General features: G+C 71.9%; 8 protein-coding genes. 5 read left to right on the forward strand and 3 right to left on the reverse strand.

Annotated elements, in window-relative coordinates:
* Nucleotides 1-16: 16 nt before the first annotated feature.
* Both VNG13_06120 and VNG13_06125 read left to right on the forward strand, forming a co-directional pair.
* Nucleotides 17-1,177, forward strand: coding sequence for a helix-turn-helix domain-containing protein (locus tag VNG13_06120; protein HVA60097.1), 1,161 nt, complete (start codon nt 17-19; stop codon nt 1,175-1,177).
* A gap of 48 nt (nt 1,178-1,225) precedes the next feature.
* On the forward strand, nt 1,226-1,885 hold the full coding sequence (locus tag VNG13_06125) for an iron-containing redox enzyme family protein (GenBank protein ID HVA60098.1): 660 nt from the start codon (nt 1,226-1,228) through the stop codon (nt 1,883-1,885).
* On the opposite strand, the gene VNG13_06130 is transcribed toward VNG13_06125, so the two are convergent.
* A complete protein-coding gene (locus VNG13_06130) occupies nt 1,882-3,624 on the reverse strand; it encodes an MFS transporter (GenBank protein ID HVA60099.1) in 1,743 nt (580 codons plus the stop codon). The two genes, VNG13_06125 and VNG13_06130, sit on opposite strands and share 4 nt — an antisense overlap.
* A gap of 102 nt (nt 3,625-3,726) precedes the next feature.
* Here VNG13_06130 and VNG13_06135 point away from each other — a divergent pair, with 102 nt between their 5' ends.
* The 3 genes from VNG13_06135 to VNG13_06145 all read left to right on the forward strand — a co-directional run bounded on the left by VNG13_06135 (nt 3,727) and on the right by VNG13_06145 (nt 7,401).
* On the forward strand, nt 3,727-4,173 hold the full coding sequence (locus VNG13_06135; GenBank protein HVA60100.1) for a MarR family transcriptional regulator: 447 nt from the start codon (nt 3,727-3,729) through the stop codon (nt 4,171-4,173).
* A gap of 390 nt (nt 4,174-4,563) precedes the next feature.
* The gene (locus tag VNG13_06140; GenBank protein HVA60101.1) at nt 4,564-6,705 is read left to right on the forward strand and encodes a glycoside hydrolase family 25 protein; all 2,142 of its coding nucleotides are present in this window, start codon (nt 4,564-4,566) and stop codon (nt 6,703-6,705) included.
* Nucleotides 6,706-6,723: 18 nt separating this feature from the next.
* Nucleotides 6,724-7,401 carry a DUF4232 domain-containing protein gene (locus VNG13_06145; protein HVA60102.1) on the forward strand — a complete coding sequence of 226 codons (678 nt, stop codon included), beginning with the start codon at nt 6,724-6,726 and terminating at the stop codon, nt 7,399-7,401.
* A 55-nt stretch (nt 7,402-7,456) separates the two neighbouring features.
* Here the strand turns inward: VNG13_06145 and VNG13_06150 are convergent, their stop codons facing one another.
* A complete protein-coding gene (locus VNG13_06150; protein ID HVA60103.1) occupies nt 7,457-10,111 on the reverse strand; it encodes a protease pro-enzyme activation domain-containing protein in 2,655 nt (884 codons plus the stop codon).
* Nucleotides 10,112-10,304: 193 nt separating this feature from the next.
* Nucleotides 10,305-12,605 carry an Ig-like domain-containing protein gene (locus tag VNG13_06155; protein ID HVA60104.1) on the reverse strand — a complete coding sequence of 767 codons (2,301 nt, stop codon included), beginning with the start codon at nt 12,603-12,605 and terminating at the stop codon, nt 10,305-10,307.
* Nucleotides 12,606-12,846: the final 241 nt, after the last annotated feature.

Consider the following 12,846-nt stretch of genomic DNA (forward strand, 5'->3'; position numbering starts at 1 on the left):
GACGTACAAATGGGCGGTGACGACCCCGCCGGTGACCACGCTCGGTGACCTGCTGCCCGGCCTGATGGACGAGCTGCCCGACGTCCTCGACGAGGTGGTCGGTCTGCTCCGCGAGGAGTGGCCGGACTACGCGGCCTTCCTCGCCGACGACCCGGCCGGCGTCACCGAAACCGCCCAGGCGGCCCTGCGCCGGCTGGTCGCCCTCGCCGAAGGCGCGCTGGCCAGCGCCGGCCAGCCGTCGGTCGACGAGGGCGAGCTGTTCGAAGAGCTCGGCCGGATCGAATGGCGCGAGGGGCGCCCCCTGTCCTCGCTCCAGTCGGCCTACCGGACCGGCGCCCGGGTCGCGTGGCGGCACATGTCCCAGGTGGCGCTTCGCCGCGCGGTCCCCTCGGCGGCGATCGCCCAGCTCGCGGAGGCGGTGTTCGTCTTCGTCGAGGAGCTGTCCAGCGCGTCGGCCCGCGGGTACCTCGACGAGCAGCTGGCCAGCGCGGCGGAACGGCAGCGGCGGCGGGCCGAGCTCGCCGAGCTGCTGATGTCCGAACGCGCCGACCGCACCGTGGTCGGCGCCACCGCCGCCGCGGCCGACTGGCCGATGCCCGCGACCGTGGCGCTGGTGGTGGCCGATTCGCCGCTAGCCGCGGAGGTCCTGGCCCGGCTCGACCTGCGGGCACTCCCCGTGCGGCAGCACGGGCGCAGCGGCGCGATCCTCCCCGACCCGGACGGCCCGGGCCGGCGGGCCCGGCTCGCCGAGGCGCTGCGCGGGGTCGGCGCGATCGTCAGCCGCGGCGTGCCGCCGGAGCAGCTGCCGTCCACGCTGCGCGGCGTCGCCACCGCGGAGCGGCTCCGCGCCACCGGCCTGCTCACCGGGGACCCGATCTTCGTCGACCGGCACTACGACGCGCTGCTCGTGCACGGCGACCAGCACCTGCTCGAGCTGCTCACCCAGCAGGCACTTGCGCCCCTCGACGGGCTGCCCGCCGGCACCCGCACCCGACTCGAGGAAACCCTGGCCGTATGGCTGCGCGCGATGGGCGACCGGCAGCAGGTCGCGCGGGAGCTGCACATCCACCCGCAGACCGTGCGCTACCGGCTCGGCCAGCTGCGCGCCCTGTTCGGCCCGGCACTCGACGAGCCGGCGACCCGGCTGCCGCTGACCCTCGCGCTGTGCTGGCGCTGACCGGATAGCGTGTCGGCCACACGCACGGGTCGACCACTAGGGGGAGCGATGCGACCGGCCGACGCCCGGACCGCCATCGAATCGGCGCTGCACGGTAGGTGGCTTCTCGACCACCCGTTCTACCGGCGCTGGTCGGCGGGGACCGTCACCCGCGAGGAGCTCACCCGGTACGCGGGGCAGTACCGGCACTTCGAGGCGGCGTTGCCGGCCATCCTGTCCGAGATCGCCGACGGCATCCCGCCCTCGACCGCCCGCGACGCGGTCCTCGCCGGGCTCGCCGACGAATCGGGCGGCGGCGGAACACCGAGCCACCTCGAGCTGTTCGACGAGTTCGCCGGCGCCCTCGGCGCTGGCGGCGGCGCCCCCGCCAGCGCCGCGACCGGGCACCTGACGTCCGTCTACGCGACCGCCGCCGGCGCCGGTCCGGTCGCCGCCCTGGCCGCCGTCGGCGCCTACGAGCTGCAGGCCGCCGACATCGCCGCCAGCAAGGCCCTGGGGCTTCGCCGCCACTTCCAGCTCGACGGTGCGGCGATCCGCTTCTGGGATCTGCATGCCGAGCTCGACCGGGACCACGCCGACTGGACCACCTCGGCACTGGCCGACCTGGCCACCGACGAGCGGCAGGTGACCGGCTGGGCCCGGGCCGCGGCCGACGCCTGGTGGCGGTTCCTGGACGAGCGGGACGAGGCGTCCGCCGACGTCGCCTAGCCCGGCCCGATCGGGGTCTGCGCTGCCCCGCTGGGATCGAGCACCGGCTGCGCCGCCGACCCCGCGGCGGGTTCGCCGTGCACGTAGCGAGCGCCGCGCAGCGCCGACGCCGCGGCCGCGACGAGCGAGACGGCGATCGCCAATCCGAAGACCACGATCAGGCCGGTGTGGAACGGCCCGGAGATGAGCTGCGGGAAGAAATGCTGCCCGGTCAGCGCGCCGACCTGGGCGTGCGACAGGGTCGGCAACGCGCCGGTCGAGGCGAGCAGCAGGTGCACCGGGTTGTAGCCGAGGAAAGCGGCGAACAGGCTGCCGACCGGTGGCAGGGCGCCGAGGTGGCGCGCCGTCGCGGCCGGGATCCCTTGCGCATGCAAACCGGAGTACAGCGCGCCCGGCAGTGACGCGCTCAACCCGATGATCATGAGTGAGAAGAACAGTCCGATGGAGAGCACCATGCCGGTGTTCTGCACCGTGGCGTTCACCCCGCCGGCGCTGCCCCGCTGGTCCGCGGGGACGCTGTTCATGGCGGCGGTGACGTTCGGCGCACCGAACAGCCCGGATCCCACCCCGTTGAGGAAGATCAGCACGGCGAAGACCCAGAACGGGAAGTCGGTCGGCAGGGACATCAGCCCCGCGAAGGTCCCGGCCACCAAGACCATGCCGCCGGTGGTGAACATCCGCGCCCCGTGACGGTCGGACAGCCGCCCGGCCAACGGCCCGGCGACCAGGAACCCGAAGGTCAGCGGCAGCAGGTAGATGCCGGCCCACAGCGGGGTGTCCGAGAACGCGTAACCGTGCAGCGGGAGCCAGATGCCCTGCAACCAGATGATGAGCATGAACTGCAAGCCACCGCGGGCGATCGCCGCCATCAGGTTCGCGGCCTGACTGCTCCAGAACGCGCGGATGCGGAACAGGGCCAGCGACACCATCGGCTCGGCTACCCGCCGCTCCAGCCCGACGAAGGCGACCAGCAGAAGTGATCCGCCGACCAGCCCCGCGAGCACCCAGGGGTTGGTCCAGCCCATGTTGTGCCCGCCGTAGGGCTGGATCCCGTAGGTGATCGCGGCGAGCACCGCGGTGAGCCCCAGGGCGAACGTGAGGTTGCCGGCCCAGTCGATCGACGCCGGCGTCCGGACCCCGAGCTCGCGCAGGCTGCGATAGCTCCACAGCGTGCCGAACAGGCCGAACGGCACGCTCACGAAGAAGACCAGCCGCCAATCCACCTGGGACAGCAGCCCGCCGGCGACCAGGCCGAGGAACTGCCCGGCGAGCGCGGCGACCTGAGCGATCCCGACAGCCATGCCGCGTTCGTTGGAGGGAAAGGCGTCTGTGACGATCGCGACCGCATTCGCCGAGATCATCGCCCCGCCGACGCCCTGGACCAGCCGCCACAGGATCAGCCAGGTGCCGCCGGCCCCTGCGGAGAACGGGTCGAGGGCGAGCGCGACCGAGCCCACCGTGAACACCGCGAAGCCGGCGTTGAAGATGCGCACCCGACCGTAGATGTCGCCGAGGCGGCCTAGCGAGACCACCAGCACCGCGGCCACCAGCAGGTACCCCATCAGCAACCAGAGCAGGTAGCCGACGTTGCCCGGGGCGAGCGGATCCAGATGGATGCCGCGGAAGATCGCCGGCAGCGAGATGATCACGATCGAGGCGTTGATCGACGCCATCGTGATCCCCAGCGTCGCGTTGGTCAGGGCGGTCCACTTGTAGGAGCCGCCCGTCCCGGATCGCACCGGCCCTCTCGACCCTTCCCCTGAATTAGTTGTCAGAGACGAACTATTTGGTGCAGCGTAGCGGCGGGCCCCGCTTCCGGGGACCGTAGGGCGGGAGGTGCCGTGGCCGACCCCGATCGCACCGCCACCGCCACCGCCGCGTCGCTGCGGCTGGTGGTCGGTCGACTGGCCCGCAAGCTCGGCCGCGGCGGCGGCCTGACGCTGAGCCAGCTGTCGGCGCTGGCCAGCATCGAGGCGGCCGGCGTCATCCGGCTGGCGGACCTCGCCGCGATCGAGGGCGTCTCCCCACCCACCCTCTCGCGGATCGTGGGCAGCCTGACCGACGCCGGGCACCTCACCCGCCGCCCCGACACGGCGGATCGCCGCTCCAGCCTGGTCTCGCTCAGCCCGGGCGGGCGCCGGGTGCTCGACGCCACCCGCCGGGAGCGCACCGCCGCCCTGGCCGAGCGGCTGCGCCAGCTGACCCCCGCCGAGATCGCGCGCGTCCGCGATGCGCTGCCCGTCCTGGCGCGCCTGGTGGACGGCTTCGACCCGCCCCGGAGCGGCTGACCGGCGCCATTCGAGCAGGAGCGGGGAGGGGGTGGGCCTCGTCTGGGATGAAGGAAGGGTGGAATGCCGGGCGGCCGTCCCTGGCGACGTCGGCTCCCCTGGGGGGCGGTTTTGGGCTTGATCATCGGCGAATGTGCAATTTCCGACGGATTTCCGGGCGGGCCACGCTTGGGCCGTGTCGCAAATTGCACACTCGGTGCCGCTGGGGGGTGCGGGGTGGCGGGGCTTGCCCGGGCCTCGGGGGCGAACCGGACTTTTCGGATCCGCGCCGTGTTACCTGCCGTTGTCGCCAGTCTAGGCTGTCCGTTCGGTTAAATCATGCCGAATGGCTCAACCCGGGTGGTCCATCCGGCCGAGACTTCGACAGACCCTTCGAACTCAGGAGCCGCCGTGCGCCGCACCCTGCTGGCCGCCCTGTCCGCCGCGGCGGCCGCGGTGACGATCGGCGCTGCGCTGCCCGCGCTCGCGGTGACCGGGCCGGACACCTCCAGCTTCCAGCATCCGAACGGGATCGCGATCGCCTGGGGGCAAGTCGCGTCGGCCGGGCAGTCCTTCGCGTTCATCAAGGCGACCGAGGCCACCACCTACACCAACCCCTACTACGCCAAGGACGCGGCGGGTGCGGCGGCGGCCGGGCTGATGCACGGCGCCTACGACTTCGCCCGACCGGCGCTTCCCCTGAGCACCGCCACCGACCAGGCCCGCTACTTCTTCTCGGTCGCCGGCTCGCAGGAGGCACCGGGCGACCTGCCGCCGGTGCTCGACCTCGAGGTCACCGGCGGGCTGTCCACCAGCCAGCTGGTGAGCTGGACGAACACCTGGCTGACCACAATCAAGCAGCTCACCGGACGCACGCCGATCCTCTACAGCTACCTGAACTTCTGGACCACGGCGATGGGCGACACGCACGCCTTCCTGGCCTATCCGCTCTGGATCGCCGACTACGGAGTGGCCAAGCCGACGGTCCCCGGCGGGTGGCCCACCTACACCTTCTGGCAGTTCACCGACTCCGCGTCGATCCGCGGGATCAGCGGCGGCGTCGACGCGTCCTACTTCAACGGCACCCTCGATGCGCTGCGCCGGCTCGCCCTCGAGGACTCGGGTGCCGCGCCGTTCGGGGTGAGCGCCGCCGCCGGGGACGCCACCGCGCAGGTCTGGTGGAACGCGCTCCCCACCGCCACCGGGTACACCCTCACCGGCACCGACGGGACGACCTACCCGGAGGCCGCCGGGGTCACCTCGCAGTCGATCACCGGGCTCACCAACGGCCAGGCCTACGCCTACTCGGTGACCGCGAACCTGCCGAACGGGAAGTCCGAGGTCACCGGCTGGGGGGTTCCGGTGGTGCCGGTGGTGCCCGACCGGATCACCCTCACCGCGACCCCGGGGCAGCTCTACGCCGGCAACCAGACCACCGTGGCGGTGCAGGTGACCCAGACGGCGACCGGTCAGCCGATCTCCGGGCTGCCGGTCAACATCTACGGTCAGTGGGTGGGCAGCAACGGGCCGTACCAGGTGCAGCAGCTCACGACCGACGCGCAGGGGCAGGCCAGCTTCCAGCACACCGTCGGGCTCTCCGACGCCTACCAGGCGGACATCCTCGGCAGCCCGTACGCCTACACGCAACCCGCTACCGGGTGGGTCCCGGTCAGCGTGCTGCCGACCATGACGGCGAGCCCCAGCGCGACCGACGTGACGGTGGGCCGGTGGTTCAGCGTCACCGGCAGCGTCAACCCCAGCCGCGGCGGGGACCCGCTCACCGTCCAGGCGTACATCGCCGGCAGCTGGCACAACGTCGCCGCCGGGACCGGGAACTCCACCGGCGCCTACTCGCTGCCCGTCTACGCCGGGCGGCTCGGCCAGTTCCCGATCCGCGTCCTGCTGGGCGCCAACACGGTGCACGCATCCGGGAACTCGGCCACATTCGACGTCGACGTGTCCCCGTCCACCACGGTTGCGGTCAGCGCGCACCCGAGCGCCGGCAGCGCCCCGGTCGGCTCCCGGATCACGGTGTCCGGCACGGTGTCCCCGAGCGAGGGCGGCGACCCGCTACAGGTTCAGGCGCTGCTCGACGGAACCTGGCACGACGTGGCGACCCCCAGCGCCGGACCCTCCGGCGGTTACGCCGGGTCGGTGTACCTCGGGCGGGTGGGGCAATTCCCCTTCCGGGTCCTCGTCGGGGCGACCCCCCTGCATCCGGCTGGGTCCTCACCGACGTTCACCGTGAGCGTGGATCGGATTGTCGGGGCCGTCGTCAGCGCCCGCCCCAACACCAGCGCGCCGCGGGTCGGGACCCGGATCGACGTCACCGGCTCGGTTTCCCCGGCCCGCTACGGTGACCACCTGCTGGTCCAGGCGTGGATCACCGGGATGTGGCACAACGTCGGCTGGGCAACCACCAATCAGAACGGGCAGTACGCGGCCACGGTCTACTGCGGCCGGACGGGGTCGATCCCGATCCGGGTCAGCGTGTCGGCCGACCCGATCCACTACGCCGCGGTTTCCCCCACCTTCGTGATAACCGTCCACTGACCCGGGATCGTGACTGCCATGCGAGAACCGCACCCGACCGGACCGGTTTCAGCCTCGGTTCGGGCCTCGGTTCTGGCTCCCGGGCTGGTAGCCCTGACGTTGCTCGCGGGCTGCGGGGTGGCGCATCCGACGACCGCTGCCGCGATCCTCCAGCCCGCTTCGCCGTCGCCCTCGCCGGCGCATCCAACGGCGCTGCCGTCCGCGACCCGCGCGGTCAAGGCACCGCCGGCGCCGAAGGTGGTCGGTGCGGCCGCGGGGCTCCCCGCGTGCGCGACCGGGGAACTTTCCGCCGGTCTCGCGGGCACGCAGGGCGCGGCCGGCCACATCCTCGACGTGTTCTCGTTGACCAACCGCGGGACGGGCAGCTGCCGGCTGGACGGCTACCCGGGGCTGGCGCTGCTCGACCGGGCGGGGCGGGGGCTCCCGACCGATCCGGTGCACGGGGCGGACATGGCCTTCCCGGCGGTTTCGGCCCACCCGGTCGTGCTGAACGCCGGGCAGGCGGCGTCGTTCAGCGTGGGCTACAGCGACGTGCCGTCGGGGGCCCAGCCGGACTGCTCGAACGCCGCCGCTCTGGCGATCACACCACCCGGCCAGTCCAGCGCGCTGCGGGTGGCGACGGCGCTGGCTCCGTGCGGCGGCGGCCGGCTCGACGTCTCCCCGGTCGTCGCGGGTAGCCACGGGGTCCCGAGCTAGGAATTCCCCCGGGGCAGGGGGTTGCGGGGGCCCCGACCGTCTCGGGTAGTCCCGGTCAGCGGGTCCGGCGAAGTCGCCCCACGGCCGCGGCGAGCCCGAGCAGAACTAGCCCGCCGAGTCCAAGCAGGCCGAGCCGCCCGCCGGTAGCCGGAAGCGACCCGCTGGCCGCTGTCGACCGCCCGCCGGCACCCGACCCGGCCGCGTGCGCGAGCGCGATCGCGGCCGGGTTGGTGCAAACCGCTCCGACGACGAGCGCCTGGTCGGGCGCCGTGGAGGCGACGTCCTCGGTGAACCCGAGCGGGTTGGTGATCAGGGTTGGGCCGGACAGGTCGGCGACGGCAATCGCGTACGGGTAGGCGAGCTCGCTGCCGGTCGCCGGCTTGCCGACGTCCGCCCGGGGCACGGTCATCGTGATCAGCCCGTTCGCGAAGCTGCCCTGGATCGTCTTCAGCGTGGTGTATCCACCGCCGGCGGTCGTGCCGTCGGAGTAGGTGACCGCCCCGGTGTCGGACACCGCCGCCTCGGCGAAGTAGGTGAGCGCCCCTTGCGTCCACAACAGCAGGAACGACGAGCCGGTGGAGCCGTTGGGCAGCGACGTGGAGATCGTCGGTCCGTAGATCGTCGCGATCAGGTTGGCCCCGCTGCTGCGCAGCGTTGCGGTCCGGATGTCCAGGCTCGGGTCCTGCACCGAGACCGGATCCAGGTAGTTGTTCGCGTTACCCGCCGGACTGGTGACGACCGGGCAGCCGGAAGCGACGAGCGGAACGGCGGCCTGCGCGGTCGGGTGGGTGGGGGTGAGCCGGTGGTCCACGTCGCTCATCAGATGCGCGACATTCATCGCGCCGAGCCCGGACACGTAGTCCCATCCCGGCCCGGGCTGGTTGTAGAAGTTGCCCGCCGCGGTCTCCGACGCGGTGATGTCGTAGAAATCCCGGGCGTAGGTCGTGGGGTCTTTCCCGATCCGATAGAAGGTCTCGTCGGCGAAGCCGAGCCCGGCCGTGGTCGGGGCCGCCGCCTGCACGCGGGACCACATCCCGACCGCCAGCGGCGAGGACAGGCTGGTGCCGCCCTGCCCGCCGGGGGACATGTCGTTCTCGTAGGCGTAGGAGTTCGAGAGCAACAGCGTCTGCGGGGAGGGGCTGAGGACGTTCCCGGACATGTCCGCGATGTCCGGGGCGCCGCGGCAGATCGTGCCCGGCGGGTATGGGGTGCCGTCGGGCTGGGACAGGCATGTCCGGTTGATCGCCGCGATGCCCTGCTGGAACTTCGGCTCGGCGATGTAGCCGCTCGGGCCCCCGCCGGTGTAGGTCCAGCTGACTTCCGACTGCCGCGTCGCCGGGCTGGACGGGGGCGGCGTGTTCGGGCCGGGAGTGTCGACGACGGTGCCGCCGACGCACACGACGTGCGTGCTCGCGCAGGGGTAGTTGTCCTCGGGCGCCGGCTGCGGTGAGACGCCGTTGCCGGCCCCGAGGATCGGGATCACGATCGCCGGACAGGATCCGCCGGTGTCCCCGGCGGAGGAGAACAAGGTGCGGCCCTCGAGGTTGGCCCGGAGCAGACTCGGCTCCGCCGCCGGCTCCAGCTCGTCCCCCAGCTCGGTGCCGTAGAAGAACGGCGGCTGGGCGAGCGGGCCGAAGATCGCGTTGCCGGGGCTCGTCTCGCACTCACCGAAGCTCGCGTTCATCTGCTTCGGGCCGGCCGGGTCGCTCGCCCAGGCGGCGAAGCTCGCCGCCACGTCGGCGTCGAACAGCGACTTGCCGAAGTAGAGGTCGAGCTGGCTCAGCCGAGGGGCCATCCCGGTGATGGCCGCGGAGTCCAGGTACCACTCGACGTTGTCGGTGTCGTCGCCGTTCGCGGTGGCGCCCGCAGACGCCTGGGTGTGCACGATCCGAACCGGCACCTCGGGCAGGCTGTGGATCCTTTCGTAGACCCGCAGGTTCGCGACGACGGCGTCCGCGTAACCCTCGCCGAAGATCCCCGCGGTCTCGCCCTGACCGGTGTCGGTGGCGGGCAGGTTGTACACGCCCCACAGATTCTGCGGGGTGAGCAAGGTCTGGCAGGGGGTGCCGCACGAGGCGCCGGGGGTGGCCGCGGCGCCGGGGGCGCGGCCGGCGTCGACCGCCCGAACCTGCGCGCCGGTCCACATCCGGCTCAGCGTGTTCAGCCCCAGCAGCGTCGTCATCGGCAGGTTCGCGGGCACCAGCGGGGCGACCGTGTTCGCGACGAAGGGCACCGGCCCGGCCTGGTAGCGGGCGAACCGGGTGTGCATCAGGGCGGCCACCTGCGCGACCGTGCCGCTCGCCGTGATGTAGTCGCGCGCCCCGGAGACCGAGCTCACTTGGAGGCCACCCGAGCGAAGCCAGGATTCCGTGGCGTTCGCGGTGGCCGCCGAGACCGCGAAGCGGGCGTCGTATTGCGCGGGATCGAGGAACCGGTGGTACTGCGGGCTGCCCGGTGTGTAGATCTGCTGGTAGAGGGCCGCCTCGCCCGCGGGGTCCGGGTGTCGCAGCGCAACGCCGATCGTCAGCACCTGCCCGGAGGCGGCCGGGCCGAGGTAGCGGGCGTGGTCGAGTCCGGGGAGGACGGCCGCGGTGCGCACGAGGCGGGTGCCGGTCGAGTACGTGCTGGCCGTTGCGGGGACGGTGAAGCCGCCGGCGGTGACCACCGCCGCCACCACCAACAGACCAGCCGAACGCGATCCTGCCGACATCATCGTCTCCCGAGCCTTCGTCGCGGTTGTCTGCGGGCAGCGACAACCTCTTGCCCTACCCCTTCGACGTCACACCCGGTCCACCTGCCGGGCCGGCCGGGGCCGGTGTGGAACCGTGATGTGGCAGGCTCGGCGGGTTACCGAGACCGAATGGGAGCGGCTCGGGGAAGCCTGGAAATCCATCGACCGGGGGTCAGGCCCGGGCGCGCGAGCGCCGAGCCAAGCGAGCTCGGCGGAAGCCCAGGGCCGCCAACATCGCCGCGAGCCCCAACGCCGGTAGCGTCACCCCGCTGCCGGTCGCGGCCAGCTGGGCACCGGCCAGCTGGGCACCGGTCACCGTTGCGGTCGTCACCCCGCCGCTCGTCGTCACTACGACACCCGCCGCCGGATGCCCGTGCGGTTCCGGCGCTACCGGAGGGCACTCCCCCGCGGCGCTCGGCGGATAGACCGTCCCGCCGGTCTCCGGCTCCGCGTAGTGCAGGCACAACAGGTTGTCGTGGTTGACGATCGGTGTCTCGAAGACCGGCGCGGGAAGTGGCAGGACCGTGTTGCCGTGGCTGGCCAGGAAGGCGGTGAGCTGGGTCTCGGCAGGCTCTCTGCCCGCGAGCCGAGGGTCTTCGAGGAAGCCGTGCGGGTCGCTGCTCGCGGTCGGCGTCTTGTCGTTGCGGTAGTAGGTCAGCCGATCGAACAGATCGCCCGCCCGGATGACGTTTCCGAGGGTGAAGTTGGGCACGGTGGCGTCACCGAAGGCGTTCAGGAACTCCACCGTCTTCGGGCCGTACCTCGGTCGCAGGCGCAACAGCGGTGCGTAGGGCTCGGGGCCGCCCGAGCGTTCCAGCCAGATGGCGTTGTTCAGATACTCCGCCAGCAGCGCCGAGCCGGGATGCGGGTTGGTGATGCGCGGGTCATCGGGGAGCGGAATGTCCTCGGTGAAACCGTTGAGTCCCGGGCCCCCGTTGAGCAGATCGGGACGGCTCACCTGAAGCTGGGCGGCCAGCAGGTTCCGGAAGCCCGAAAGCCGGGCGATGTCGACGATCGGCCCGCCGCCGGAGTTGAGGTAGCCGACCCGCACGTGCGGGTCAGTGCCGAGCAGCATCGTCCCGTAGATGCCGCCGAACGACAGCCCGTAGTACTCCACGTTGGTGCGGGCGAGCGGCACCGACTGGCCCGCGCAGCCGGGCACGGTGATGCCGTGTTCGATGGAGCGAACCAGCGCCATGTTGTCCACGGTGGTCTGGATCAGCCCGTCCCGGAGACCGACCAGGGCGTTGTGCGAGGGCAGGTCGGCAACGACCTTGCCGTTCACCACGGTCTTGTGATCGCTGGGCTGCACGCCTTCGGTGTCCCCGATGATGCCGTCGCCGTCGGAGGCACGGCCGCGGCCGTACGACTTGAAGGTGGTGACCGCTCCGGGCGGCCCCACCGAGATCGTGCTCGCCGGGCCGAAACCGTGCCCGAGCGGATCGGTCGCGACGGTGGCGATCCCGGCGGCGGCATTGAAGTCCGAGGTCAGGAACAGGTCGAAGTAGCTACGGGTGAACCCGGGTCCGTAGACAGCCACCGGCCAGCCGCCGGCCGGCGGCACCCCGGCCGGCACGATCATCGCGAACCCGAGACGCGCCTTGGACAAGGCCGGCGGCGTCTGGGTGGTCGGGACCTGCGGGATCACCGCGTCGGAGGTCACGAACTGCGGGCTTTCGAACGAGCCGAACGCGTAGCAGCCGACGCCGGTCACGGCGGAGTTGAGGACCATCGAGCTGACCAGGGGCTTCGACGGGTCGGCACTGACCTGATCGTTGCGGGTGATGAACTGGGCGTCGGTCACCGGAAAGACCGTCGTGATCGAACCCTGGGTGAAGCTCACGTCGTGGGTCGCGCCCGACTGCTGGTAGGCCGTGCCGGCGTCGAGGGACTTGCGCAACCGGTCCAGTTCGGTCGTGCCGGACAGGGTGGTGAACGCGACCCGTCGCCCGGCCGCGATCGGGTATCCGGCCGCGTCGAGGACACCCGTCGTGATCACGATGGTGTAGCGCGTGTCCTCGCGCAGGAAAGCCGTGGTGTTTCCCGTCAACGTCGACGTGGCGGGGTTCCACACGATCTGCCGGAGCCCGGTTCGACTGCCGTCCGGGCCCTGCACGAAGACCGTGTCGCTGTTGACGCTGTCGAGCTGGATGGCACCGGTAAACGGGATCAGGATGCGCGGCTGGAGGTCGAAGCCGTCGATCTGGTTCAGCAGGCGAAGGCCGTCGCAGATGGAGTAATTCGCGCTCGTGCACGTCGGGACGGGCAGGTTGATCCGCCGGCCGCTGAGCTGGCGGGGATCGGCGACGGTGAACTTGTCGTTGGGGAACACCGCGGTCTCGGGGGTGCTTCCGTCCCGGATGGCCACTCGGGAGGCTGCGCGCGCCACCGGCAGCGCGGTCGAGCCGGCGGCGAGCGGCACGACGAAGGCCGCGACCGTCGCGATCCCGAGGATGAGCGGGAACCGGCGCACGATTACCTCCGGGTGGCGGGATGCAGGCCGCCGCGAGGCGAACAGGATTCTAGAATCTCATTCGCCGCCGAGCGGGCCATTCCTGCCGGGGCAGGTGCTACTAGCCTTGATCTTTCACGCTGGGCACAGCTGATCATTTGAGTGATCGTTTTGGGCGCCTGGTGCGGGCTGCTGGTTGGCGCTGTGTGGTGGTAGCGCGGGGGGGTCGGGTTGGAGGTATGCCTCGGGGCCGGCTGTCGCC

This window comes from Mycobacteriales bacterium, from assembly GCA_035533475.1.
In the GTDB taxonomy this organism is placed as follows: Bacteria; Actinomycetota; Actinomycetes; order DATLTS01; family DATLTS01; genus DATLTS01.

What these genes read in the sequence shown, in the direction of transcription:
- VNG13_06125 (HVA60098.1), top strand. Translation starts at nt 1,226, where the DNA reads ATGCGACCGGCCGACGCCCGGACCGCCATCGAATCGGCGCTGCACGGT.
- VNG13_06145 (HVA60102.1), top strand. Translation starts at nt 6,724, where the DNA reads ATGCGAGAACCGCACCCGACCGGACCGGTTTCAGCCTCGGTTCGGGCC.
- VNG13_06150 (HVA60103.1), bottom strand. Translation starts at nt 10,111, where the DNA reads ATGTCGGCAGGATCGCGTTCGGCTGGTCTGTTGGTGGTGGCGGCGGTG.